This window comes from Ructibacterium gallinarum (assembly GCF_014982785.1).
GTDB lineage: Bacteria > Bacillota > Clostridia > Monoglobales > Monoglobaceae > Ructibacterium > Ructibacterium gallinarum.
Map to the genome: position 1 here is coordinate 21,920 of NZ_JADCKB010000006.1, position 26,909 is coordinate 48,828.

The 26,909-nt window shown below is 39.1% G+C and carries 24 protein-coding genes; 12 read left to right on the plus strand and 12 right to left on the minus strand.

The features are described 5' to 3' along the window. Positions 1-14: 14 nt before the first annotated feature. The 5 genes from prmA (at position 15) to glmS (ending at position 5,511) form a co-directional block, all read left to right on the plus strand. Positions 15-974: a 50S ribosomal protein L11 methyltransferase gene (gene prmA / locus INF28_RS03895; protein ID WP_226392164.1), complete on the plus strand. Its 960-nt coding sequence runs from the start codon at positions 15-17 to the stop codon at positions 972-974. A gap of 94 nt (positions 975-1,068) precedes the next feature. Further along, positions 1,069-1,812, plus strand: coding sequence for a 16S rRNA (uracil(1498)-N(3))-methyltransferase (locus tag INF28_RS03900; protein WP_226392165.1), 744 nt, complete (start codon positions 1,069-1,071; stop codon positions 1,810-1,812). A 26-nt stretch (positions 1,813-1,838) separates the two neighbouring features. Continuing rightward, positions 1,839-2,318, plus strand: a complete 480-nt coding sequence (locus tag INF28_RS03905; RefSeq protein WP_226392166.1) for a hypothetical protein — start codon at positions 1,839-1,841, stop codon at positions 2,316-2,318. 130 nt (positions 2,319-2,448) lie between these two features. Continuing rightward, positions 2,449-3,663 carry a glycosyltransferase family 2 protein gene (locus INF28_RS03910; protein ID WP_226392167.1) on the plus strand — a complete coding sequence of 405 codons (1,215 nt, stop codon included), beginning with the start codon at positions 2,449-2,451 and terminating at the stop codon, positions 3,661-3,663. A gap of 21 nt (positions 3,664-3,684) precedes the next feature. Further along, positions 3,685-5,511: a glutamine--fructose-6-phosphate transaminase (isomerizing) gene (gene glmS / locus INF28_RS03915; RefSeq protein ID WP_226392168.1), complete on the plus strand. Its 1,827-nt coding sequence runs from the start codon at positions 3,685-3,687 to the stop codon at positions 5,509-5,511. Between the two features lie 50 nt (positions 5,512-5,561). Here the strand turns inward: glmS and INF28_RS03920 are convergent, their stop codons facing one another. The 3 genes from INF28_RS03920 to INF28_RS03930 are packed head-to-tail and all read right to left on the minus strand — an operon-like array spanning position 5,562 to position 7,844. After that, the gene (locus tag INF28_RS03920) at positions 5,562-5,903 is read right to left on the minus strand and encodes a hypothetical protein (protein ID WP_226392169.1); all 342 of its coding nucleotides are present in this window, start codon (positions 5,901-5,903) and stop codon (positions 5,562-5,564) included. A gap of 59 nt (positions 5,904-5,962) precedes the next feature. Then, complete coding sequence (locus tag INF28_RS03925) at positions 5,963-7,144, minus strand: HD domain-containing protein (protein ID WP_226392170.1); 1,182 nt, start codon at positions 7,142-7,144, stop codon at positions 5,963-5,965. Then, on the minus strand, positions 7,122-7,844 hold the full coding sequence (locus INF28_RS03930; RefSeq protein ID WP_226392171.1) for an HD-GYP domain-containing protein: 723 nt from the start codon (positions 7,842-7,844) through the stop codon (positions 7,122-7,124). The genes INF28_RS03925 and INF28_RS03930 overlap by 23 nt, the downstream gene beginning before the upstream one ends. Positions 7,845-8,324: 480 nt before the next feature. Here INF28_RS03930 and INF28_RS03935 point away from each other — a divergent pair, with 480 nt between their 5' ends. From INF28_RS03935 to INF28_RS03950, 4 genes are all read left to right on the plus strand, one after another. Next, the gene (locus INF28_RS03935) at positions 8,325-9,587 is read left to right on the plus strand and encodes a glycosyltransferase family 2 protein (RefSeq protein WP_226392172.1); all 1,263 of its coding nucleotides are present in this window, start codon (positions 8,325-8,327) and stop codon (positions 9,585-9,587) included. 143 nt (positions 9,588-9,730) lie between these two features. Then, positions 9,731-11,506, plus strand: coding sequence for a putative polysaccharide biosynthesis protein (locus INF28_RS03940; RefSeq protein WP_226392173.1), 1,776 nt, complete (start codon positions 9,731-9,733; stop codon positions 11,504-11,506). A gap of 13 nt (positions 11,507-11,519) precedes the next feature. Then, positions 11,520-12,167: a nucleoside triphosphate pyrophosphohydrolase gene (gene mazG, locus INF28_RS03945; RefSeq protein ID WP_226392174.1), complete on the plus strand. Its 648-nt coding sequence runs from the start codon at positions 11,520-11,522 to the stop codon at positions 12,165-12,167. Positions 12,168-12,169: 2 nt separating this feature from the next. Continuing rightward, positions 12,170-12,415 (plus strand): RNA-binding S4 domain-containing protein, encoded by a 246-nt coding sequence (locus tag INF28_RS03950; RefSeq protein ID WP_226392175.1) that lies wholly within the window; start codon positions 12,170-12,172, stop codon positions 12,413-12,415. Positions 12,416-12,463: 48 nt separating this feature from the next. Here INF28_RS03950 and INF28_RS03955 read toward each other — a convergent pair whose 3' ends face one another. Continuing rightward, positions 12,464-13,828 (minus strand): citrate/2-methylcitrate synthase, encoded by a 1,365-nt coding sequence (locus INF28_RS03955; RefSeq protein ID WP_226392176.1) that lies wholly within the window; start codon positions 13,826-13,828, stop codon positions 12,464-12,466. Between the two features lie 242 nt (positions 13,829-14,070). Here INF28_RS03955 and INF28_RS03960 point away from each other — a divergent pair, with 242 nt between their 5' ends. Further along, positions 14,071-15,243 carry an iron-containing alcohol dehydrogenase gene (locus tag INF28_RS03960; protein ID WP_226392177.1) on the plus strand — a complete coding sequence of 391 codons (1,173 nt, stop codon included), beginning with the start codon at positions 14,071-14,073 and terminating at the stop codon, positions 15,241-15,243. 89 nt (positions 15,244-15,332) lie between these two features. On the opposite strand, the gene INF28_RS03965 is transcribed toward INF28_RS03960, so the two are convergent. The 3 genes from INF28_RS03965 to spoIIP form a co-directional block, all read right to left on the minus strand. Next, positions 15,333-16,073 (minus strand): type 1 glutamine amidotransferase, encoded by a 741-nt coding sequence (locus INF28_RS03965; RefSeq protein WP_226392178.1) that lies wholly within the window; start codon positions 16,071-16,073, stop codon positions 15,333-15,335. Then, positions 16,073-17,410 carry a Mur ligase family protein gene (locus tag INF28_RS03970; RefSeq protein WP_226392179.1) on the minus strand — a complete coding sequence of 446 codons (1,338 nt, stop codon included), beginning with the start codon at positions 17,408-17,410 and terminating at the stop codon, positions 16,073-16,075. Before INF28_RS03970 ends, INF28_RS03965 begins: the two co-directional genes overlap by 1 nt. A gap of 94 nt (positions 17,411-17,504) precedes the next feature. Next, positions 17,505-18,566 (minus strand): stage II sporulation protein P, encoded by a 1,062-nt coding sequence (gene spoIIP / locus INF28_RS03975; protein WP_226392180.1) that lies wholly within the window; start codon positions 18,564-18,566, stop codon positions 17,505-17,507. A 411-nt stretch (positions 18,567-18,977) separates the two neighbouring features. Here spoIIP and INF28_RS03980 point away from each other — a divergent pair, with 411 nt between their 5' ends. Next, positions 18,978-19,895, plus strand: a complete 918-nt coding sequence (locus INF28_RS03980) for an aldo/keto reductase (protein ID WP_226392181.1) — start codon at positions 18,978-18,980, stop codon at positions 19,893-19,895. 173 nt (positions 19,896-20,068) lie between these two features. Then, complete coding sequence (rbr, locus tag INF28_RS03985; RefSeq protein WP_226392250.1) at positions 20,069-20,674, plus strand: rubrerythrin; 606 nt, start codon at positions 20,069-20,071, stop codon at positions 20,672-20,674. 65 nt (positions 20,675-20,739) lie between these two features. On the opposite strand, the gene INF28_RS03990 is transcribed toward rbr, so the two are convergent. From INF28_RS03990 to uvrC, 5 genes are all read right to left on the minus strand, one after another. Continuing rightward, complete coding sequence (locus tag INF28_RS03990; RefSeq protein ID WP_226392182.1) at positions 20,740-21,756, minus strand: tyrosine recombinase XerC; 1,017 nt, start codon at positions 21,754-21,756, stop codon at positions 20,740-20,742. 129 nt (positions 21,757-21,885) lie between these two features. After that, positions 21,886-22,536 carry a putative sporulation protein YtxC gene (ytxC, locus tag INF28_RS03995; RefSeq protein WP_226392183.1) on the minus strand — a complete coding sequence of 217 codons (651 nt, stop codon included), beginning with the start codon at positions 22,534-22,536 and terminating at the stop codon, positions 21,886-21,888. Positions 22,537-22,735: 199 nt separating this feature from the next. Continuing rightward, on the minus strand, positions 22,736-23,470 hold the full coding sequence (locus INF28_RS04000) for a DUF6873 family GME fold protein (RefSeq protein ID WP_404815137.1): 735 nt from the start codon (positions 23,468-23,470) through the stop codon (positions 22,736-22,738). Positions 23,471-23,802: 332 nt separating this feature from the next. Next, on the minus strand, positions 23,803-24,999 hold the full coding sequence (locus tag INF28_RS04005) for a M20 metallopeptidase family protein (protein WP_226392185.1): 1,197 nt from the start codon (positions 24,997-24,999) through the stop codon (positions 23,803-23,805). Then, the gene (uvrC, locus tag INF28_RS04010; protein ID WP_226392186.1) at positions 24,989-26,872 is read right to left on the minus strand and encodes an excinuclease ABC subunit UvrC; all 1,884 of its coding nucleotides are present in this window, start codon (positions 26,870-26,872) and stop codon (positions 24,989-24,991) included. The genes INF28_RS04005 and uvrC overlap by 11 nt, the downstream gene beginning before the upstream one ends. Between the last annotated feature and the right edge of the window lie 37 nt (positions 26,873-26,909).

Consider the following 26,909-nt stretch of genomic DNA (forward strand, 5'->3'; position numbering starts at 1 on the left):
CAAAGGAGAAAAATATGGATTGGATAAAAGTAACCATTACAACAACCTCTGAGGGTATCGATCCAGTCAGCGGATGTTTACTGAATCTGGGAATTAATGGTGTGGAAATTGCGGATAAAGATGATTTTATGGCTTTCTTGGAGGAAAACCGTAAATACTGGGATTATGTCGACGAGGAATTGGAAAAACAAAAAGATGCGGATACGACCATTACCTTTTATCTTAGTGATGAAGCTACAGGTTTAGAGCAGCTTGCCGCGGTACAAAATTCTATGGCCGAGTTAAAAACAAAAGACCTGGAACATCGGTATGGGACGCTTAGCCTGCATTCGGATCATGTAAAAGATGAGGATTGGTCAGAAATTTGGAAACAATATTTCCATCCGATTCCTGTGGGAGAGAAGGTTTTGATTTGCCCTGCATGGGAAAAAACAGAGAACTCCAAAGGACGGACTATTTTTACGGTAAATCCTGGAATGAGTTTTGGAACGGGATCCCATCCCAGCACCCGGTTTTGTATCGAAGAAATGGAAAAATATTTGAAGCCCGAAGATACTATTTTGGATCTTGGCTGTGGTTCTGGAATACTATCTGTGATTGCACTTTTGCTTGGAGCTAAAAATGCAGATGCAGTGGATGTCGACCCCAATGCAGTCGATGTTGCATATAGCAATTTAAAACTGAACGGATTATCCAAGGAGCGGTATCATGCATTTGCCGGTGATATTTTGACCGACCGTAGTGTACAAGAGCGACTTGGCACTTATGATATTGTTCTTGCTAACATTGTAGCAGATGTCATTATTGCTCTTTCCGGGATAGTACGACGTTTTATGAAAAAAGATGGGATTTTTATTTGTTCCGGCATTATATGCGAACGTCTGGAAGAAGTAAAGACTGCGCTAAAACAGGCCGGTTTCGAAATTATGGAAATACGCGAAGACAAAGATTGGGCGGCTTTGACCTGCCGATAAGGGGAAAAGGGATTTGCAAGTTCATCTTGCAAACCCGTTTTTTTTATGATATGATAATAGGGTTATTGAAAATTGTAGATAAGGAGGAAACGGGATGCGCCGTTTTTTTACAGACCCTGCATATGTTGACGAAAATACCGCACAGATCATAGAGGATGCGGAGCATATTACCCGGGTTCTCCGCATGAAAGTTGGAGATGAGATTCTATTATTTGATGGTACAGGCTATGAATACAAAGCAGTTTTGACTGTCATAGACAGCAAGGAATGTCAGGCTAAAATTTTGGAAAAATATCATTCCGCACAGGAGCCCCAGATACAGGTGACCATTTTTCAAGGGTTGCCAAAATCCGGAAAAATGGAAGTGATCATTCAAAAGGCAGTGGAACTTGGTGTTTTTGATATAGTGCCGATGATAACGGAACGTTGTGTTGCCAAAATGGAAACGGATAAAAAAGTAACAGAAAAATTAAAACGTTGGAATCGGATTGCGTTGGAAGCTGCGAAACAATGTGGCCGTGGAAGAGTGCCGCAAGTTTTACCTCCAGTACCGTTTCATACAGCGGTACAGAAAGCTGTGAACATGGACCTTGGTTTGATGCCTTATGAAATTTTAGGACATCAGGGCGATCGGTCATTGAAAAAAATTCTACAATCTGTATCATGCAAAAACATTGGCGTTCTGATTGGGCCGGAAGGTGGATTTTCTGATGCAGAAGCCGAACAAGCTAAACAGATGGGAATTATGTTGACTGGCCTTGGAAAACGAATTCTGCGTACTGAAACAGTTTCAGGAACCTTATTATCCATCATCATGTATGAAAAAAATGAAATGTAATGATATAAACAGAAAGGATGACCGGAATGAAAAAAAAGAAAAATAACGATCGCGTTACACGCCGGGAACGGAACGAACATTTAACAAATTGGTATATGATCAATTTATGCTGGGGAATCGTCGGCCTTTTTGTACTGATTCTCATTTATTACGGATATAATAATGTAAAAACTATTCTAACTATGCAACCAATGATGTGGGTTTTAACCGGCTTGTTTGCCGCTGGTACAGTAGCAATATGGATTCTTGGAAAAACGGGTGTCATCAAAAATAAAAAACGTGCAGATCATTATACGATATTTTTGGCTGTATGTTTGCTGGCGGCTCTTTGGCTGGCCTTGTATAATCGCATTCGGCCAATCATGGAAAGTTGCGCCAGAACCATTTTGAACCGTCCTAATTTAACGGTAAGTTCATACTGGAATGTTTGGCTGCTTATGATTGCCATCGGTATTTATCTTATAGTCGCATTTATTTACTATGTTGTAAAAGTGACACGAAAATAATTTTTATTGTATTAAAAATTAGTTTAAAAGGATTGATTTGACCTTGCAAATGTAAAAATAATGTAATATTTCTACACTTGTAATCGAAATAACAGTATATTATAATGATAAAGCACAAGGAGGGAACAAAGTGGATGGCAATGTGACAGGCATTTTAGCAGATGTACTTTGTTTTCTTTTCTTTCTGCTTGCCGTGTATTATTTTGGTATTGCAGTATTTTCCTTGTTCCCCTTTCGTTTAGGTAATCCTAAAGAAGGGTATACACGATTTGCAGTCGTGATTCCGGCGCATAATGAAGAGACTGTATTGCGCTCTTTGCTACATAGTTTGCGGCAGCAAGATTATCCGCAGCAGTATTTTTCGATAATCGTAATTGCAGACCGATGTATTGATGCTACTGCAAAAATTGCGCGGCAAATGGGAGCTTCTGTGTTAATCCGAAATGAGGATATAGAGATCGGAAAAGGGGTTGCATTGCGGGATGCGTTTGAACAAATTTTAAAAGAAAAACAGCAGTTTGACGCTGTAGTTGTTTTAGATGCGGATAATCTGCTTGACTGCAGATTCCTAAGTGAGATGAATTTTGCATTACGTCAGGGAAATCAAGCCGTACAGGGATATATTGATGCAAAAAATCCAAATGCGTCATGGGTTTCTTATGCATATGCAACCTGGTACTGGATTACAAACAGAATTTTACAAATGGGATTTTGGCATTTAGGAATTGGCTGCAGTCTGGGGGGAACCGGATTTGCGCTTTCTATTGACTTACTGCGCACGATTCCATGGCAAACGGTTTCGGTGGCGGAAGATGCGGAATATACTTTAAAACTGGCTTTAGAAAATGTTAAAATTGCTTATGCGGCTAAAGCGGTTGTATTTGATGAAAAACCCGATACGTTTAAGGTTTCAGTACGACAGCGCTGCCGTTGGGCACAAGGGATTACTGCTGTGCAAAGAGATTATATGGGCAGTTTGCTGCGTTATGGAAAATGGAATGCTTTGCTGCGGTTTTGGAGCGATCTTATGATGCCATTATGTTTTTGCTTATGTTTGGTACTGGATTTTTTTGCAATTTGCAATCTGCTCCAAATTACGAATGCGGCATTTGCGGACTTTTGGGCTCGGCCATTGCCCTTTGTATTACTAAACTTTTATATATTTGGTATGCTTTTTACGACTGGTTGTGGATTGATTTTGGATAAAAAATGTCATCATAAGCTGATCCTGAATTTTTTTGGATTTATGATTTATATTTTTAGCTGGATTCCGGCGGGCTTATTCGGAATTTTGCGGCATACAAAAAAAGATTGGTATCATACTGTACATAAACATAATGTTTGATGCCGGACAGGAGGAAAATCTATGTGTGGAATTGTTGGATATGTCGGGAAAAAACAAGCAGCACCGATTTTGTTGGATGGACTTCGGAAGTTAGAATACCGTGGTTATGATTCTGCTGGAGTTGCCGTTATGACCGCAGAGGGGATTAACGTACAAAAGGCAAAGGGTAGACTATCCGTTCTGGAGAAACGGATAGATGGTGGAAAGCTGCTAAAAGGGACGATGGGAATTGGCCATACGCGGTGGGCTACCCACGGAGAACCTTCTGACACTAACTCCCATCCGCATTTGAGCCGTTCTGGCAGATTTGCTGTTGTACATAACGGGATTATTGAAAATTATATAAAATTAAGAGAGTATTTGACAAAAAAAGGGTTTACTTTTCTTTCGGAAACGGATACGGAAGTCATTGCTCACTTGGTGGAGTATTATTATCAAGGTGATATTATTGATACAATAACCAAAGTAATGAATAAAGTGGAAGGCTCTTATGCGCTTGGTATTTTGTGTGCAGATAATCCAGATCAGTTTGTAGCTGTAAGAAAAGAAAGTCCTTTAATTGTTGGCCTTGGAAAAGATGAAAATTTTATTGCATCTGATATCCCTGCCATTTTAGCCTATACACGTGATGTGTATTTTTTGGAGAATAATGAAATTGTTGTTTTGCGGGCTGATGAGGTGAAAATTTATAATACAGACCGTGAAAGCGTTCAAAAAGAAATTTTCCATGTAGATTGGGATATTTCGGCAGCAGAAAAAGGCGGCTACGAACATTTTATGTTCAAAGAAATTATGGAACAGCCTAAAGCGCTCCAGGATACGATCAGTCCCAGAATTAAAGACGGACGGATTGTTCTTGATGATATTACATTATCAAAGGAATATATTGATAGTATTGATAAAATTTATATTGTGGCCTGCGGAAGTGCATATCATGTCGGTGTCGTCGGAAAATATGTTATAGAAAAGATGCTTCGCCTTCCAGTGGAAGTATCTGTGGCCTCTGAATTTAGGTATATGCAGCCTATTGTGAATGAAAAGACTCTTGTGGTTGTTATCAGCCAATCTGGAGAGACAGCAGATACTATTGCTGCTATGCGGGAAGCGAAACGGCTAGGCGCACGAACCTTTGCTATCGTTAATGCAGTGGGAAGTGCCATTGCACGGGAGGCAGATGATGTGTTATACACCTGGGCTGGCCCGGAAATTGCTGTGGCAACGACAAAAGCATATAGTACCCAGCTCACAGCAATTTATCTCCTTGCAATTTATATGGCACAGCATATGAACTGTTTAACACAAGAGCAGATTGATAGGTACATCAACGCTTTACAAACCCTGCCCGAACATATTGCGCAGATTTTAGAACATAAGGAAGAGATACAGTATACCGCTTCTTTGCATTATAATAGCAAAAGTATCTTTTTCCTGGGTCGAACCTTGGATTACGCGGTTGCATTAGAAGGTTCTTTGAAATTAAAAGAAATTTCTTACATTCATTCTGAAGCTTATGCAGCAGGAGAGTTAAAACACGGGACGATTGCTCTTATTGAGCAGGGGACAGTGGTAGTTGCTCTTTGTACTGTCAAAGAGCTGTTTGAAAAAATGCTAAGTAATATTAAAGAAGTAAAAGCACGGGGAGCAGTTGTGATTGCGGTGGCAGAAGAAGGCCAAACTGCTATTGAGCAGGAGGCGGATCACATCATTTATGTCCCGCATTGTGACAGTTTGGTAATGCCTTCCGAAGTAGTTGTTCCGCTTCAGCTTTTTGCATATTACGTTGCATCTTTAAAGGGTTTGGATATTGATAAACCTCGAAATCTTGCAAAATCTGTAACTGTTGAATAAAAAATAGCTCTGCCAAAGTACGGCTTTGGCAGAGCTATTTTGCTAAGCAATTATTGATCATACTTAGTGATTTCATCAAAATATACACGATATTCCTCCGGCGTCATTACTTTCAGAAAATCATATTCCTGCTCCAAACGACGCAGTATTTCGGGAGTGTCATCACGAGAGCCTAGATCCATTACAATCAAATCTTCTCTGATATCCTCCCAGGCTAAAGAACGTATTACGCCTTCAATGGTGTCTTCACAGTCCCGGACGCCAATGACGCGATGGACATAAGCGGGTTGGCGCCCGCATTTGGCTTTTGATAAGAATACCCCTTTGGCAATTAATTGCAAAATTCCATAAACAGCAAAAAAAGAAATCACAACAGAAAATGCTATGCCCATAATAACACCCCTTTGCAAAAACATATCTAATGTTATTCTATGCAAAAGGCGTATTTTGGTTAAATCCTAAAATAATCGAACAGGCATCCAAAATCGATTCCGTTGATTTGAGCATTGCGGTACTGGTGGCATAAATTTCGGTTTCCTTCCTGCAATGCATGCGTGGTAATACCGCATGTATGTGACATATAAGTTTCAATGCAAGCCGCTAAATGATCACAGCCACGGATAATTCTGCCGTCAATAGGGAAATATTTGTCTTGATTATACATGGTATTCATTTTACCTTCAGGCACAAAGGAAATTTTCCCGTTTAAAATCACTTTATCACAGAATTCATCATTAGTAAAATACTCAATTTCTTGCCGCCATGTTTCCGGAATCAATGGATAAAGGACAGAGTCCATCTGCTCTTGTTCGATTTGCTTGATCAATTCATCCAATCCTTGTACAGAATTTTTGACAGGAGAAACAATATCTCTGGTCAGCACTTCCGGAACATCGTGAAACAAACCGCCCCAAAAAGCATGTATACACCGTTGGGAGCAAGCACTGATCTCACAGGCACAAAAGTAGGATAAAACAGCAACAATGAGCATATGTCCAATGACGGAAGTGGCAGGGATTCTCGGGGATCGGGACCAGCGCTGTTGAAAGCGTAATTCTCCAAGAAGATTGACAAAACCTTGATAATTATTGTTCCGCATGTAAGAAGAAAAACAGGGAAGCGTTTCTAGTGTCTGAAGTTTACTGTCAATTTCACGTCGGGTCTGATCAATTCCGTAATAGGTGTGGCACATATCGTAAATAATATCAAATTCCCATTTCGTGGCAAGATAGTGCGCTGCTTCTAAAACTTTTTTTTCCGCTACTGCATACGCAGGATCGGTAAAATACCGTTCAAACCGACTGGCAAAACCGCCTGAAACCGCCTGAATATCCGGCTGGATCTGCTCGATAGCCCAGCGATTTAGTTCTGTCCCTTTTTCTTCCATAAGGCGGTGAAAAATGGGTGGTTTAATATCTGTTAAAACTAACCTGTGTAAAAATTCAAAAATCCCGCCCTCGATTAACAAAAAAGAATCAATTTCCGGGGCAAGTTTACTTAGAACATAAGCACATATCATTTTATGAGATTGTTTATCCAGTTCGGTAAATCCGCGCGAAGGCCGAATATGATCGTTCCAGCGCTCAATAGATGCGGCTTCAAAAATAAATTCAATCAAGGATTTGCGGATCAAGGTCGTTCTCTCCTTTCTTATGGACTCGACATGCTTCATCTGCAATGAGGCGAGTCATGGCCTTTGCAACACGGGGATCAAACTGTGTCCCGCTGTGTTCGCGAAATTGACGTAAAATTTCACCGCGCTCAAGAGCACCTCTGGTAGCCCGCTCGTGTGCCATAGCATCATATGCATCTGCAGCAGCAACAATCCGCGCAATCATAGGAATGTTTTCACCGGATAAGCCTTCGGGGTACCCCGTTCCGTCAAAGCGTTCATGATGAAACATGGCTGCAAGCCGTACATCCGGTATTTCGGTAGTACCCGCCGTTAGCTTTGCGCCGATTTTCGGATGTTTTTGAAGAATTTTTTCTTCATCAGGACTTGGTTTATGGTTGATTGCCAGCAGTTTATCAGGAAGCTCCAGTTTTCCAATGTCATGGAGTAAAGCGGCATAATAAACTTCATGCTCCCGGCCATAATGCAGATAGGATGCAAGTTTTACAGACCAAATTGCCACTCTGTAAGAATGACCAGCTTTATAGGGATTTTTTGCGTCTAAGGCATTCATAATTGCCCGGATGGTATCCAGAGTAACTTTGCGGCTTTTTCGACGAGCCTGATATTGTATGGCAGCCAATACAGCGCAAATGCCAGCAGCTAGAAGACAGATAATCGGCCAAAGAACGGCACCAATAAACAAAGCGTATCCGTGCATAAAACCATCCTCCTTTGCTATGAAACAAGCATTATTTTTTATATTATATCATAGTATCTAAAAAAAAGATAGAGGAAATCCATTTTTTTCTTAAGTTATAACAAAAGATATCATAATTTACCAATACAAGCATATATTTTAGAAAAAGCAATTAAAGTACAGGATTTTGGGTTTGTAGGAAAAATGTAACATAAATTTAACATTGTAGATTTTTACCTACTAAACACGAAATTTATTGTTAAAAATGCACATATTTAAGCTATTTTCACAAAAGAAAACCTAATTTTTTGTACATTTTTACGGAAATAAGCATTTTTTTGGCTTTTATTAAAAAATTAGTTTATAAAAAATTTATATTTAATTTATATTTTTTTTATATATTAGCTATATAAATGTAATGATATATGATATAATTGATATGAAATAAAGGTGCTGCAGCGCACAGATTATCAAGCGGAAATACGCGATAAGGAGATTGTCATGAAAACAATAATTTATTTGAATTGTATGATCTCGATTGTCTTTACTCTATGTTATGCTTATCAGTTTTTTTATATTTTTATTGGCCTTTTAAAAAAGCCAAAAACATTCACTGCTTCCTGTAATCATCGTTATGCGGTTGTGATTTCGGCGCGGAATGAACGGGATGTTATTGCTCAGCTTATAGAGAGTATAAAAAGTCAGAGATATCCGTCTGAACTAGTGGACATCTTTGTCATTGCTGACAACTGCACTGATGATACTGCGAAAGTAGCGGAACAGGCAGGGGCTATTGTATATGAACGTTTTAATAAAAAACAGGTTGGTAAGGGCTACGCTCTTGACTGGATGTTTAATATTATTGAACGGGATTATCAGGATAAAAACTATGAAGCATTTATGATTTTTGATGCGGATAATCTGCTTGATCAGAATTATATTATGGAAATGAACAAAGTTTTTGATCAAGGGTACCGTATTATCACAAGTTATCGTAATTCCAAGAACTTTGGAAGCAACTGGATTTCTGCTGGATATTCATTATGGTTTTTGCGGGAAGCTAAATTTTTGAATAATTCAAGAATGCAATTACATACTAGCTGTGCTATCTCCGGAACCGGTTTTTTAGTTAGTGCGGAAATCATTCACGCGAACGGAGGTTGGATTCATCATTTGCTTACAGAAGATATTGAATTTACTGTGGACAGTGTCATTCACGGTGAAACAATTGGATATTGTGCTGAAGCGATTTTGTATGATGAACAGCCCACTTTATTCCGTCAGTCGTATCGTCAACGTCTGAGATGGGCAAAAGGCTTCTATCAGGTTTTTGCCAAATACGGCGGTCAGCTCTTTAAAGGGATACTGCGCGGCAGTTTTTCCTGTTTTGATATGTTGATGACAATTATGCCCGCTATGCTGCTGACACTGATCAGCACGATTATTAATGCAGTGGCTGTTCCGCTTGGCTTTTTGGCTAATTCACCAGAAACCAGCATCTTGCTACAGACGCTATTACAGACATTGATGAATTTTTATGGATTGTTCTTTATTTTAGGTACGATAACCACGATAACAGAATGGAAGCAAATTCATTGCAGTAAAATCAAGCGAATTTTAAATTTATTTACTTTTCCGATTTTTATGCTGACTTATGTTCCAATTGCAGTGATTGCACTGTTTAAGAAAGTGGAGTGGAAGCCGATTAAGCATTCGGTTGTACGGACTTTGGATGAAGTGCGCGGTGATCAGATCGCTGCTTAGTGCAAACGCTTAAAGGCACAGCCTTACCGCTGTGCCTTTTCTTTTTCATCTTTATTTTTGAATAAAAGAGTTGTTTTTTGGACAATGCAGTAATATACTATATCATAACTTTGTGTGCAGAAACCTTGAGGAGTTGAATGAAATTGGAGAAAAACAGACAGACGACAAAACAGCAAACGTTTATTCAGGGAGCACTCATTTTAGGCGTTGCAAACTTAATTGTCAAAATTATTGGTGCTGTATTTAAGATTCCTCTCATCAATTTGATTGGGGATGACGGTATGGGATATTTCAATATCGCATATCAAATTTATACCTTTATGTTTATTATTGCAACTGCAGGATTTCCGATTGCAATATCCAAGATGGTAGCAGAAAGTATGGCTCGAGATGACGAACGCAATGCCCACCGTATTTTTCAAACAGCGTTTATATTTCTTGCGGTCATTGGTTTTTTGGGAAGTGCAGTGCTATACTTTTTCCCAAAACAGCTGGAAGCGCTTGTGGCTGTGCCTGGTTCTTCTAAAGGAATATTAGCCATTTCTCCGGCCGTGTTTTTTGTTGCCATGACATCGGTTTATCGTGGATATTTTCAAGGTAGGCAAAATATGTTTCCGACTGCTGCTTCTGAAGTAATAGAAGCTACGGCTAAACTTTTAGTTGGAATCGGTCTTGCATTCTTTTTTATGAATATGACAGTGAATGGCAGCCTGGAAACAGCGATTGACTGGACAACGCGTCAGGTGCAGTCTACTTATGATCGAACCGTTTTCGCTTCTGCCGGAGCGATTTTTGGTGTAACTACCGGAACATTTTTATCTTTTGCACTCCTGAGCTGCATTTTTTTAGCACTTAGGAAACGAAAAAAAAGTCAATCACTTTCTTTGTTGCGCAGCCGGAAATCTATCTTAAAAGAGTTAATCTTAATTGCCATTCCTATTACGATTGGTGCTTCCGTATCCAGTCTTACCACTTTGATTGATATGGGAACCATAACGCGCCGGCTTGTAACGCGTCCAGAAGTCCTTGCGCACTACGATTTTATGTTCAAGGAAGGAACTTCTTTTTATCAAAAAGTGATAGAAGAAGGATGGACGGGCTTGGAACTGTACAAACAGCAAGCTGCATCGTTATATGGTATGTATACCGGAAAGGCGCTTACTATGTTTAATCTACCACTTACTTTGGTGGTTGCATTGGGAATGAGTGTTGTACCGGCTATCTCTGCTGCACTGACTCGCAGGAATGAAACAGAATCCAAAGCAATTACTGAAAGTACAATCCGTATTGCTATGCTGTTTGCTGCTCCGTGTGCTTTTGGTATGTCAGTGCTTTCCAAAGAAGTTTTATTCTTGTTGTTCCAAGACTGCAATGCTAAATCTGTCCTGGCCATTTTATCCATAGCAATTATTCCGGTTGCGGTTGTTTCTGTTACAAATGCAATCCTTCAGGCATATGGGAAAGTATACTGTCCGGTCATCAATATGGTAATCGGCGGGGCAGTTAAAGTGTTGTTTAATTTTATATTCATTCCATATCTGGGAATTGACGGAGCGCCCGCAGGCACTTTCTTGTGTTATCTGATCATTGCTGTATTAAATATGAGATATATTATAAAATACGCCAAGATTCGGTTTCGCTGGAATGCGTTTATTTTCAAGCCAGTTGCTGCGGCCGTTATTATGGGAGCTGTAGGATTTGTGCTGAGCACCTTTTTGACTGGAGAAAGCTTTTTGCTTTCTGCCTCAGTAAATATATGGTCGCGACGAATTCTGATTGCCGCAGAAATCGTTATTTGTGCATTGGTTTACTTTTTGGCCGTTTTTACTGTCAGGGCCATTCAGCGTGAAGATATTTTGCGCCTTCCAAAGGGAGAGAAACTAGCTTCCGTATTAACCAAATTGAAACTATTAAAATAAAGGTGACTTGCAAATGAAAACAGAAAAATATACTTTTGAAGAATTTTTAAATGTCATAGCTATGCTCAGAGCTCCCGGCGGCTGCCCTTGGGATAGAGCACAAACACATCAAAGCATTAAGAGCAGTGTTATTGAAGAAGCATATGAACTTGCAGAAGCAATCGACAGCGGCAATCCGGAAAAAATTGCAGATGAAAGCGGAGATTTGCTGCTTCAGGTAGTCTTGCATGCACAAATTGCCGCTGATGCCGGCGAATATGACATGAGCGATGTTGCAGATTTAATTTGTAGAAAAATGATTCATCGACATCCGCATGTTTTTGGATCAGAAGAATCGGAAACTGGCGGAGCGGAAGATTGGGATGAAATCAAACGCAAAGATCGCCAACAGCAAACAGTAACCGACGAACTGAAAGCGGTATCAAAAGCGTTGCCTGCATTAATGCGTGCGGTTAAAATTCAAAAAAAGGCGGTAAAAGCCGGATATTTGTTTCAAACAGAATCTGTACCTGAAACAACTGAAATGGAGCTTGGAAGGCAGCTTTTTTCCATTGCATCAAAATGCAGAGAAGAAAAAATAGATCCAGAAACGGCGCTCAGCATGTATCTTCAAAAATTTATAGAAGAGTTTGAAAAATACGAAACAGAAAAGGAGCAGTAAAAATGAGACTGGATAAATATTTAAAAGTATCTCGTTTAATCAAACGCCGTACTGTTGCGAACGAGGCCTGTGACAGCGGACGAGTCTTTGTAAACGGTAAACCGGCTCGCGCTTCTTATGAAGTGAAAGAAGGAGATGAAATTACTATTCAGTTTGGTGCCCGCCCACTTAAGGTGAGGGTGCTTGAGATAAAAGAAACCGCTTTCAAGGATGCGGCTAAAAATATGTATGAAGCCATTCAGGAATGAATAAAAAAGCTGAACACAGATTTGGAAAACTGTGGACAGCTTTTTTTATTAAGTGCGTTCTGCCATCGGTGTATATTCCCTGTGAGGACCAATGGGTTTATAAGAAGGACGGATAATTTTTCCTGCGTTAATCAATTCTTCGATTCGGTGTGCACTCCAACCGGCAATACGCGCGATCGCAAAAATAGGAGTATATAATTCCTGTGGTAAACCAAGCATGTGATATACAAATCCACTGTAGAAATCTACATTTGCACTAACACCTTTATAAATTTTTCTCTTTTCTGAAATGACCTCAGGAGCAATTCTTTCAATTTTTTCGTACAGACCATATTCTTGATGAAATCCCTTTTCTTCTGATAATTTTTTCACAAAGGCTTTGAATACGTCTGCACGCGGATCAGAAAGGGAGTAGACAGCGTGTCCCATACCATAAATTAGTCCGCTATGGTCAAAGGCTTCTCCAGCAAGAAGCTTACGCAGATAAGCACGGATTTCATCTTCATCTGTCCAGTCCTTTAAATGACTTTTTATATTATCCAGCATTTGAACCACTTTGATGTTTGCTCCGCCGTGTTTTGGCCCTTTCAATGATCCAAGAGAAGCTGCTACAACCGAATAGGTATCTGTACCAGAGGAAGAAACGACATGAGTGGTAAAGGTAGAATTATTTCCGCCGCCGTGTTCTGCCTGTAAAACTAAGGCCAGATCCAGGATCCGAGCTTCCAATTTGGTGTATTTCCCATCCGGACGCAGCAAATGCAGAATATTTTCGGCAGTGGAGAAATCCATTTCCGGTTGATGAATGAACAAACTTTTTCCTTCATGATAGTGAGAATACGCCTGATATCCATATACAGAAATTACGGGAAACAGCGCAATCAATTCAAGACATTGTCTGAGGACATTCGGAATCGAAATATCATTAGCACGTTCGTCATAAGAATATAAAGTTAAAACAGAACGGGCCAAAGTATTCATCATATCAGGACTTGGAGCCTTTAAAATAATGTCAGTGACAAAGTTCACCGGCAATGTACGGTAGTTACCTAAAATTTTATTAAAATTACGGAGCTGCTCTTCTGTAGGAAGATCTCCGAACAAAAGGAGATATGCGGTTTCCTCAAAACCGAACCTGTCATCCTCTAAAAAACCGTTTACAAGTTTTTTGATGTCATAGCCTCTGTAGTATAATTCCCCCGGACAAGGAACTTCCTGGCCGTCAACAATTTTTGTTGAACAAATGTCAGAAATTTCAGTTAAACCCGTCAGAACACCTTTTCCCTGCAGATCACGCAATCCGCGCTTTACGTCATATTTTGTGTATAATGAGGGGTCAATTTTGCCATTTTTTATGCAAAGCTCTGACAAGGCAATTACTTCATCCGGCAATGCGGAAATTCTTTTTTTCATAATGTACCTCCTATCTATAACAAATTAGAATGATTTTCCTTTATTATATCATATTTCCCAAGTTTGTACAATAGCATTTTGTAAAGTTCATAAATTGTTTATATTATAAACGATTTTTTATATGGTAAAAATATGTTTTAAAAAATAAAAATAAAAAAGTAATAAAAAAATTTCTATTGACTTTCGTGGAATTAAAAGTATATAATAAAAAAGAGTTTTGACAACAGAATAGGAGGAGAAAAATGAGTTTTCATATGTATGTTCCTACCAGAATTTTGTTTGGTGTCGGTAAGCTTAAAGAGTTGCACAAAGAGTCTCTTCCAGGGAAAAGGGCACTTTTACTGCTTTCCAATGGGAAATCTGCAAAAAAAAGCGGCGCTTATGATGAAACTTTAAATCAACTTAAAATGGCTGGCTGTTCTGTTACGGTTTTTCAAAAAATTGAAGCCAATCCTTTGAAGGAAACGGTGGAAGAAGGGGCGGCCTTTGCACGGGAAAATCACTTCGATTTTATTGTTGCTCTCGGAGGTGGGAGCGTGATGGATGCATCAAAAGCTTTGGCTGTTGCAGCGACCAATCCAGGTGATCTTTGGGATTATGCTTTTGGAAAAACAGGAAAGGCAAAAGAAATTAGCATACCGCCTCTGCCAATTGTTGCAATTACGACTACAGCAGGTACTGGCTCGGAAGTAGACCAGTGGGGTGTTATTACTAAGAGTGATACGCATGAGAAAATTGGTTTTGGAGGAATCGATGCTCTGTTTCCGCAAATTGCGGTGATAGATCCAGAATTGATGAAAACAGTACCGCCTTCCTTTACAGCTTATCAAGGCTTTGATGCTTTGTTTCACAGCACAGAATGCTATATTGCCCGACAGGCCAACCTGATGAGTGATATGTATGCTTTAACAGCTATCGAGAATATCGGAAAATATCTTCCTGAAGCTGTTAAAAATGGTGATAATCTTACTGCAAGAGAGCATGTTGCCTTTGCCAATACCTTATCTGGGGTTGTTATGACAATAAGCAGCTGTACCAGTGAGCATTCCATGGAACATGCGATGAGCGCTTATCATCAAAATCTGCCTCACGGAGCTGGATTGATTATGATTTCAATGGAATATTACCGGCATTTTATCCAGAAACATACCTGTGATGAACGATTTGTACGTATGGCACAAGCGTTAGGCATGAAGAATGCATCACAGCCTGAAGATTTTTTGATAGCTCTTTTGGATTTGCAAAAAGCCTGTGGTGTGGATCAGCTTCGGATGCAGGATTACGGTATTACTGCCGAAGAACTTGATACTTTAGCCCAAAATGCCAGAGAAACTATGGGCGGATTGTTTGAAAGCGATCCAATCCCGTTGAGCCACGAAGAATGTCGTGCAATTTATGAAAAATCTTTCCGATAGGATACAAAAAAGCTGCATGGTTTTTTCACAACCGTGCAGCTTTTTGACTTTTAGAAGTTTTGAATATTTTAATTTTGAAAGATGTTATCTTATTTTTTTTCTGGAGCAAACCGGTTCACAATGTAGGTGTTAGCTTGATTCTCAAGCGTATCATCAATAGGTTTAAGGCCGGGGAAATTTGCATCCTTCCGTTTTAACGCACATGATAAAATGTAATCACACAATTTAGGGTTTTTGGGTAGCAAAGGACCGTGTAGATATGTTCCGATTACGTTTTTATATATAACGCCTTCAAAGCCGCTTGTACCGTTATTGCCATGTCCATACAACACTTTTCCCAGAGGAGTATAATCTCCAATTTCAGTTCTTCCCGCGTGGTTTTCAAATCCGGCAATCGGTTGATCAAATAGAGAAGATTGGAGAACGACATTACCAATTAAGCGATCCTTGCCTGCATCGGTATAAATATCTAGAAGGCCAAGCCCTTCAATTTTTTCACTTGCAGTTTGATAATACTTTCCAAGCAGCTGATAACCGCCGCAGACAGCGACTAGCACGCCATCATTTTCTACGTAACGAATGAGTTCCTCTTTCTTTTTCAAAAGCAGACTGCATACTAAAGCCTGTTCCCGGTCAGATCCGCCGCCAACAAAAATAATATCCGCTGAGGACAGGTCAATACTGTGGTCCTGATTGGTGCAAAGCTGCACATTCGTCTGGATTCCCCGCCAATTCAGACGTTTCACCATGCAGGCTATATTGCCCTTGTCTCCGTACAGATTTAATAGGTCAGGATAAAGATGAATAATTTGAACTGTATTTTCATTCATTATATATTTCCTCCGGCTTTCTGTTCCTTTTGTAATTCCAGCATGGCAGTCTGAGTGGGATAAAGCGCCGTATAATTTACCAGCACATAGCAAACCTCTGCGTTTGTGTTCATGCAGTCAAGCAGAGCATCACGCATATTGGAAGCAATGCGTACATTCTGAATATCTTCGTATTTGAATCGAAGCGCCATATCGTAGCGCCGAATACCTGCGGCTGTCAAAGAACAAAGATTTTCATCTGACAATTTTTCAAAATCTACATCCCACAGCCAGGACACATCTCGTCCATCGTTGGCCAAATCATTAATGGCAACAATCACATCTTTTTTTCGTTTATCCAGCATTACGGTTTGAATTGCTTGGTTAAAACCTGCCGGGTTTTTGGCTAAATTTAAGATAAAGGGCTTTCCTAAATTGATTTGTTCCATGCGGCCTATCTGCGGTTTGTAATCCCTCAGCAGTTGATTAAACTTATCTGTTGGAATCCCCATCACTGATAGAGTGCTGTAAACTGCAAGAATATTGTAAATATTATAAAATCCGCGATAATTTACATCAACTGGGGTGCCGTTAATCGTAAATTTCATAGAATCAGAAAGATTAACATTTTTTGCTTCAAAGTCTATATGTGGACGTCGGTTTCCACAATGTGGACAGTAATAATCCCCAAGCTGACTGTAATGAAAAAAATGATATTCCTGTTCCATGCCGCATTTTGCGCAGAAACGGCCTTCTTTTGTCTCATCAATTTGAGGCAAAACTTGTTCAGAAATGCCATAATACCAAGCCTTTTTACCTTCTCCAAATTGAGCCGTCAATGGATCGTCTCCATTAAGAATCAATTTTACATTACCTGCCATATTGATGGCTTCCCGGAGCAAATCCATTGTAATGTCGATTTCCCCATATCGATCCAATTGATCTCGAAATAGATTGGTGATGATCATGTAATCAGGAGTCAGATATGCAAAAACACGTCGTGCAGATGCCTCATCAATTTCAAGCACGGCCCAATCTGCCTGAAACTTACCGGCCAAATTGCATGCATCTGCAAACGCAGTGGCAATTCCTCCCATCATATTGGCGCCAAGGCTGTTACACACAGTAGAATATCCGCTTTTTTGCAGTGCGGAATTGAGCAAATTATTAGTTGTTGTTTTGCCATTAGTACCGCAGGTAACAATAATGCCTTGAGTAACATTTGAAGAAAGACGCCGGATTAGATCGGGACAAATTTTGAGCGCAATAGCCCCAGGAGTAGATGATGATTTTTTCCCAACCACCTTTCCGGCAATAATAGCAAGCTTTGCGATCCAGACCGCAAGTAATTTACGCATCGATATAATCTCCTTTTTATTTTTCTCACAAAACATTATACCGATTTTTATTATAAATTACAAGAGTATTACCTTAAAATACTGTTACATCTAATTATTTTAAGGTGTTTAAATAATCAGCAATGCATTCGCCTGCAAGAGTTAACCCATATATGGCTTCACTTAGACTATTTCCACTGGAACCAGTTTCAATGATCATGCTGCCATGAGTAGTATGCCCGTTGAAACGCTCCTGCCGTAGATTAATATGTCGCATTAAAGTTGGGTATTTTTGATTTATGGCATTTTGGAAATGAATTGCTGTTTTAATATTTTCTCTCCAGTCTGGATGATATAACCCTTTTTCATCGGTTCCAACTACGAACATCAGCTGTGCGGCGGGTTTTCCGTTTATTTCTGTCAAGACTTTTGCTTTTGTATTATCATCGTACACAATGGAATCCCTATGAACATCAAATACAATCTGAATGGAAGGATATTCGTTTAAGTATTTTTCGATTGCGGCTAAGGAATGGGCATAGGAACCGTTAAAAGATGGATAATCGTGCAGTTCCGTATCGTGAATGGTCTTAATGCCTTTGTTTTCAAAAACCTGACAAAGCGCTTCTCCAGCCTTCACTACATTTTCTTCTGTATTCATACTCCTGTCACTTCCCGTAATGTCATAAATTGTACTGTTATCTGGTGAATACGCTTCGGTTGCATGAGTATGAATGACTAAAACTTTGGGTCCAGAACCAGACATGTCAATGTCGGGTTTGGATGCCAGCATTTCGTCAATATTAACACTATAAGAAGTTTCATTGCCTATAATGACTTGAGCAGAACCATTGCGGTTGGGAGATGCATTAATTGCTTTGATGGGGGCCTGGTTTTCAGGCGGAATTTCCGACTGCTGCTGCGGCGTAGTCGGAGCAGCAGATTTTTGTGGTAAAATTTGGTTATTGCTTTGCGTTTCTTTTGCTATACGGACCACTCCGGATTGATCGACAGCTGCAGATACAGGAATTTCCGATGCTAAAATGCCGGAAGAAGAGGTGTAATCAAAACTCAAAAGAATTTTAAATATTTTTTGTATTTGCTCTTGTATTTTCGCTGTTTGGTTTGCCGCAGAACCATTGGCCGCTCCAACGGCAGGAAGTGTATTTTCAATCATATTTTCTGGTGAAAAAGTGTTTGAAGTAAATTTTCCACCTTGAAAAAGACCAGCCCAGGCTAGCAGTAAACAAAAAATCAATATTATGCTAAACATGACAGCCATATTTTTTATTATTTTTTTTCCATCCAGAACAATTGCCTTGTATTTTTTCATAAATGTCTCCATTCCGCCGAAGGTTTGCAAATCTTACATTTACCCCGTCAGCTTGTCTTATCGTGATATTTATTATTTTATGAAATATTCTCTGCGAATAGAACGATACAGCTGAAAGAAGAGAGAAAATTAAGAAAACTGTAACATAAGTGTAAAAGACCTAAGTTGACAGTCTGAAAAAATTTTTGTATGCTTATTTTATAAATATGTGCGGAAAAGTCTGATGTACTCCGCAGAAAAGGAGGAAGAAATATTATGAGAAAAATTCCACTCGGTGTATCCAATCTAATGGTCCCCCCGGTTGCAATAGGCTGTATGCGGCTGAATAAACTTTCTCCGCAAGAAGCAGAACATTTTATTCACACTGCTTTACATTACGGCGCCAATTTTTTTGATCATGCCGATATTTATGGCAACGGCGACTGTGAACGGATGTTTGCTGATGCAATTCATATGAACGCAAATATTCGAGAAAAAATTATTTTACAGTCGAAATGTGGAATTCGGCGAGGATATTTTGATTTTTCAAAAGGGCATATTTTAAGCGCAGTTGACGGGATATTACAACGGCTCCATACCGATTATCTGGATGTGTTGCTTTTGCATCGTCCAGATGCATTGATGGAACCGGAAGAAGTAGCAGAAGCTTTTAATATTCTGCATGATACCGGTAAAGTTCGTTTTTTTGGCGTATCTAATCAAAAACCGATGCAAATTCAGCTTTTGGCCAAATATTTGGAGCAACCTATAGTTGCCAACCAGCTTCAGTTTAGTATTGCCCACGCCAATATGGTAACCAATGGAATCAATGTCAACATGACAACGGAATCCAGTTTTGACCATGATGGAAGTGTTTTGGATTTTTGTCGACTACATAACATTACAATTCAAGCGTGGTCACCGTTTCAGTATGGCTTTTTTGAGGGAGTTTTTTTGGATAACGATAAATTTCCCGAGTTAAATGCTACGCTAAACCGTCTTGCAGAAAAATATGAAGTTACAAATACTACTATAGCTGCCGCCTGGATTCTTCGGCATCCAGCTAAAATGCAGATGATTACCGGAACCATGAATCCTGATCGGCTTGTTTCCTGTCTTCAAGCGGCAAACATTGTGCTGACCCGTGAAGAATGGTATGAAATCTATCGTTCCGCGGGTAACATTGTTCCATAAGTCAAAGTATTTCAGCATACTATAGTATAAAATCCAAAAAACATTTGCAAAGCTATTTGCGTTGCTCAATATGTTTTTTGGATTTTATTTTGTACATCTGCTGGCAAAAACTTATATTATAATAAAAATTGGAAATACTACCTGTAAACTTTAAAAGAAAGGAAGTATTACCAATGAGTACACAGCTTTCAGGAAGCAAAACAGAAAAAAATCTTATGCGAGCATTTGCAGGAGAAAGCCAAGCACGCAACCGCTATACATTTGCGGCATCACAGGCTAAAAAAGAAAACTTAGATGCAATTGCCGAAGTATTTTTATTTACGGCAGGACAGGAAAAAGAGCATGCCGAAATATTCTATAGTTATTTAAAAGAATTATCCGGAACTGAGATTACAATTGATGGAAGCTATCCAGTTGATTTATTTGAAAACACAGTAAAACTTTTGCATACGGCAAGACAGCACGAATATGATGAATACGACAAAATATATAAAGAATTTGGGGAAACAGCAAAAGAAGAAGGATTTACTCAAATATCCACTAGCTTTTTTAATATAGCTGAAATTGAAAAAACGCATAGTGCCCGGTTTGAAATGCTTGCGGCATTGTTGGAAAATCAAAAATTCTACAGTTCTTCGGAAAATCAGCAGTGGATGTGTTTAAACTGCGGATATATATATGAAGGAACAAATGTACCAGAAAAATGTCCAGTATGTAGTCATGCCAAAGGTTATTTTATTCCAGTCTCACTTGCCCCCTATATGGAATCACAAAAATAACTTGATAATAAATAAACTTCCGTTAAAAGCTACACGGAAGTTTACATAATTTTATTACGGTAAATTTATAATTTGCTTTTTTTATCTCTATGATCATCTGCAATCTCAGAAGGTGCTTTCAAAGTGGATAAGGGATTTTGTTTTACCGCAGCACGCATCTGATCGTTATTGATATGGGTATATATTTCTGTAGTAGAAAGCTGTTTGTGTCCGAGAATTTCTTGCAGAACTCGAATGTCAACGCCAGATTGGTGCATCAAAGTAGCAGCAGTATGCCGAAGTTTATGAGTGGTATATTTATGTACATCAAGTCCTAATTTTTTTACATATTTTTCAACAGTATACTGGACGGTTCTCCGGCTAATTCGTTGCTGACGTTCAGAGAGAAAAAGAGCATATTTATCCCGTGCGATGGGATGTTGCTGTCGCCTAACTGGTAAATAAGCTTCCAGAGCCGATAAACAAGCTTCATTTAAATAAATCGTACGTTCTTTGCCGCCTTTTCCAATTACGACCAAGGAATCGCCACGTATATCGGTAATGTTAATATTTACCAGTTCTGCCAAACGTAGTCCGCAATTTAAAAACAGAGTAAGAATGCAGAAATCTCTGGCCGCATTACGGTTTTCAACAGATTTTAGTAATGCAATGCTGTCCTCCAAAGTAAAATGCTTGGGAAGCTGTTTATTTGTTTTTACAGATTCCAGTTCGGCGGCCGGGTTTTCATCAATCAAATGCGCTTTGCTATATAAATACTTGTAAAATGATTTAAGTGATGCAACTTTTCGCGCGCGCGAGGTGGCTGCATTACCACGAGTACGATTTAAATAGTTCATATATTCATATAATACTTGGAGATTCACAGAGCGTAGTAAATCAATGTCCACGTCATCAATTGATAATTCATCGGCTTCAGAATCTGCCATGTGAAAATAAACCTTTAGGAAACGATAAAAGGTTCTCAGGTCATAAAAGTACTCATCAGCAGTTTTGGGAGATTTTCCTCGAATGCTCTCAATATATATTAAAAACGAAGCCAATGGCTCTGGCGCATTATGGTCTAAATGTTTTTTGGCATCCATTTTGTTCACCTGCTTTAAAATATCCTCTACTTCATTGCACAAAATTTTTATTTTGTGCAATGTAGCATTTTCCTATTAAGTATACCTTCTTTTGTGTAACATTACAAGTTTTTTTTCATTACAGGCAGATTACAATTCTCTGCCTGTAATAAAATGATGATTTCCACTATCAATCAACAGTCGGTCCTGAAACACGGCCTTTAAGGTTTGAAGAATATTTGTATTTTGGATATATTCTGCATTAAGAAAATATATTTGTTCTGGAAGCAAAATAATTAAAATACTGACTAAAATATCATCTTCGCTTGCTTCCGGATCTGCAAAATCTTTAAAAAATATCTCTTTACATTCGCTTGTAATATCGTATAAATTTTCATCAAAGTAATGGTAACTCCCATCTTTTTGAGCACGTATAATTAATGACCCAAAACGACTTTCTTCTACTTCTGCAAAATATCGTAGCAGTTCCAGAAATTCATAATAATCCTTTTCTGTCAGATATTCTTCCAAACATTCCTCTATCAAAAGTTCCAGTTCTGTTTGGTATTCCTTGAGACAAAAAGTAACAAATCCCTCAAGGTTTAATTGATTATTCAATTCAAACTGCAAAAGGAGTTGTTTGCGTATCATGTCGTTAAAACCTGTATTTTCCTCTTTTAGCCGTTGAATGGAAATTAAGCAAATTTGAAGACGTTCTTCCTCTGTAAGCAGTTGATATTTATTTGCTATAATTTTTTGAATTTTATTCTTAAAAATACTTTGATTAATCCATTTTGCCATGGGTATCGAAATTTCGGGCAAATCTTTTTTGTTCAGCGTAAAAGCTTTTAAACCGTTTTCATTTTGAAAAAAACGATGGTATTTTGCTGAAAATTGATTTTCTATAACTTGTTTTAATTCAGATAAATCATTTTTCGTACAAATTGTGACACACTGCAATTATTTCACCCTTCCTGGTTACTTTTACACTAATATGGCGCTAAGGGAAACAGATTATACCGCCCAAATCATATAAAGGCATATCATAAAGTGAAATATTCGAAATATGATATGTTTGCATCAGTTTTTCTAATTGGCTGTAAAAGGAACAGTATTCTGGATTACCGTACCAGAATAAGATCTCCTTAAAACCGCCGGAAGCACCGCCAATAAAGCCATAGGGATAACCGTCAAGAATTACTTCTCCGGCTGGCAGTAAAAAGCATTTTACAGGCAAATTTTGTTTTATAACAGTATTATAAATTCCTCTGTCCTCCGTCAGAAAAGCCTCATCAGACAGAGGACAGAGATTACATTTTGCATATCCCTGACGGATTGGAATAATGATTTTACGGTTTGTACGATACCATTGAATTAGCAGCGGATCGACAGATTCTGTATTGCAAAAAACATAATTTCCTACCCTTGCTACATTGTATGCGCAGTTAAAAGGATAGGTTCCTTTTAGTCGGGTATTTCCAGCAATCAAATGAATCCGTTTAGGAAGCACCCTGCGGTAATATGCAAAGCATTCAGGTGCACAGAAAGCAGTGTTATCATTTACGGCATGAATCTGCATATCAGGATGTGTTGCAGTAGCATCATTTAGCTGAGGTACCATACTACTGGATATAATTTTGCATCCCGCTTGTTCAAGCGTTAGACGCATTTTTTCTGGTGTATGACTATTTATTATTGTAATCAATAGAATTCCCCAATTTCTTTTTTTTATCACAAAAATTAAATATATGCATATAGTAACAGTAACGGGAGTTCGGTGCGCGCACCATCCCTTTATATATGTAACGGCTCCGGATTTTTCGGAGCCGTTATTGATTTTTAGATTTTTGTATGTTTTTTGATTTTTCAGTTAAACTAAAGACAGAAACAAGCGAAAGGGGATACTTATGTCAACTGTTTTTTGTTCAGAAAGAAATTGTGTCTATCAAAAAGACGGCCTTTGTGAATTAAATACTGTAAGAGCGCGCCCAGAACATTTGTTCGCCGTCAGTTCTTCTGTTCCTCCGACCTCCTCTTGTCTCTATTTTCGCCCCCGCGATGCCAAATTTAAGCCAAAAAACGAAGTGCAAAATCGGTAAAAACAGCAGCCCCATACTGAAGACAGGTTTCATCAATATCAAAACGAGGACTGTGAATTGGTTCAGTAATTCCCTTTTCCGTATTTCGGCATCCAAGCTTAAACAACACCGAGGGACATTTTTCGGCAAAATATGCAAAATCTTCACCTGCCATGGTAGGAAGCCCGCCCCAGACACAATGCTTTTTGCCAAGGACATGACAGCCACTTTCCAGTAATTTTGAGGCAAGTTGCGCATCATTAATCAGCGGAGGATAAAGAAAAATAAAATCATAGCAAAAATTGGCACCGTAAGCCTCGCATACACCTTTTGTAATTTCATATATTCTTTTTTTCAAAAAGTGACGCATCTGATTGCTTAATGCTCGAGCTGTCCCAAAAATTTCTGCGGTTTCGGGGATCACGTTACTGGTATCTCCTGCATGTAAAGAACCTACCGTAATAACTGCTTGTTCAAACGGGTCAGTATTCCTGCTGATAATAGTTTGAAGTTGTGTTACAATTTGAGCGGCTGTTATGATTGGATCAACAGCGAGATGCGGCTGAGCCCCATGCCCTCCTCTTCCTTTTATGGTGATCCGGAAATCATCGGGCGATGCATAAAGAGCGCCGGGTTTTATCCGAATGGTTCCTGCATCCAAATCTGGATCAACGTGCAGAGCGATACAGGCATCTACAGCAGGATGTTCTAAAACACCAGCTTGAATCATGGGAGCCGCGCCACCAGTCGTTTCCTCGCCGGGCTGAAAAACAAGTTTAACGATACCAGAAAAATGATCTCTGTGATCATTTAAAATTTCACATACCCCAAGTAAAATGGCAGTATGTGCATCATGACCACATGCATGCATTATGCCATTTTTTTGGGACCGATATACAGAGGTATTTTCTTCTTGCAACGGTAGTGCATCCATATCTGCACGAAGCAGAAGACACTTTCCTGGTCTATTTCCATTAGCTGGTCTATTTCCATTAATTTGAGCTACCACTCCAGAACCAGCAATTTCTTTTTTATATGGAATGCGAAGGGTATCCAGGCGGGAACAAATATATTGCATGGTATGAAATTCTTGAAAAGAAAGCTCTGGGGTTTGGTGAATACAGCGGCGGTCAGAACGCATTTTTTCCTGTATTTTTTCAGCCCATATCAATGCATCAGCTTTCATTTTTTTCATCTCCTGTGTGAAAATAATTAATTATATTTTGTGCCGCGGTTTTACCAACTACGATACTCAATTCCTGAAAATCCGCTTGTTTAATACGCGGAACAGAGGCAAAAGTTTTCATTAAAAGACTGCGTTTGGCAGGACCTATACCCGGAATATTTTCTAATTCCGAATGCATAGAGGCGGCTTCATGTTTCTTTCGGAAAGCAGTAATCGCAAACCGATGTACTTCCTCCTGCATGGCACAAAGAAAACGAAAAAGATTACTTTCCGTATCAACTGGAAGTTCTTCGTGTTCATCGGTTAACCCTCGGGTTCGGTGTTGGTCATCTTTTACCATTCCAAAAACCGGAATGGATTCTCCAAGCGTTTCCATTAACAGACGGACAGCCGAAACATGTCCTTTGCCTCCGTCCAGAAGAATTAAATCTGGCAATGGAAGGAATTTTGCTTTCTCCATGGTTAGTTTTCCAGCTGCAATAGCATCAGATTCTTCATAAGCACGGTTCATCCGGCGAAAAATGACTTCACGCATGCTTTCGTAGTCATTTGATCCTTCCACGGTTTTAATGTGGAATTTTCTATAATCCTTTTTAGATTCCCGTGCATTTTTATAAACAACACAGGCCCCGATACTTTGAGTGCCAGAGATATTTGAAATATCATAGCATTCAATGCGATGAGGTGGTGCGGACAAATTCAGCACCTTCATAAAAGCAGATAAAATATCATTTTGTCGCAATTGTTCACGATTTCTGCGGAAACGGTATTTTTGAAGAGACTCCTCTGCGTTTTTATTGACCATTTCAACTAATGAAGCTTTTTCGCCTCGCTGTGGAAATAGAAGTGAAATTTTGTGTCCGGCTTTTTCCGATAACCAAGCTTGGACTTCCCGAGCATCTTCAAAGGAAGCTGGAAGCAAAATCTCTTTTGGAAGCATAGTTGCATTAAAATAGTATTGTTTTACAAAGCCTGACAATAATTCGGAATCAGCAGTTTCCTGGTCAAATACAAAATATTCCGAACCAGAAATTTTTCCATCCCGCATATAAAAAATCTGAACGCAACTCTCTTCTTCATCCTGATAAAGACCAATAATATCTCGGTTGTTTTCTTTGGTTGAAATCATTTTCTGTTTTTCACCAAGCATTTGCAAACTTTCAATACGATCCCGGTATCTTGCTGCGGCTTCAAATTCAAGTTTGTCGGAGGCAAGCTTCATTTTTTCCTTTAAAGGTTCAATGATACTTAGATATTTTCCTTCCAGCACGGCTGCAATTTGATCAAAAACTTCTTTATATTCTTCCTGCGATATTTTGCCGGCACACGGTGCAGAACACTGGTTAATATGATAATACAGACATGGACGGCTTTTTCCAATATCCCGAGGAAGATTTTTTGTGCAGCTTCTCACTTTAAAGACATGGCGAATAATTTCTAGGGCATCGCGCACCATAACCGAACTCATATATGGACCAAAATAACGTGCTCCGTCACGGATAATTTTGCGGGTCATGTAAATCCGCGGGTAAGCTTCTTGGATCGTCATTTTTATGTATGGATATTGTTTATCATCCTTAAGAAGAATATTATATCTTGGCTTGTATTTTTTTATCAGATTACACTCTAAAACCAATGCTTCTGTTTCGGTGTCGGTTACCATATAATCAAAATCATAAACGTTGGAAACCATGGCAATTGTTTTGGGCGAATGATTTTTTGAGTGCATAAAATATTGGCTGACCCTATTTTTTAAATGCTTGCTTTTGCCCACATATATGATTTCTCCGTCCTGGTTTTTCATCAGATATACGCCCGGACATAAGGGAAGTTGTTTCAGCTTTTGCTTGATAGTGGCTTGGTCAAAGTTCATGATACCCCTCTTTTAAATTGAAAAGAGCACACTGCGG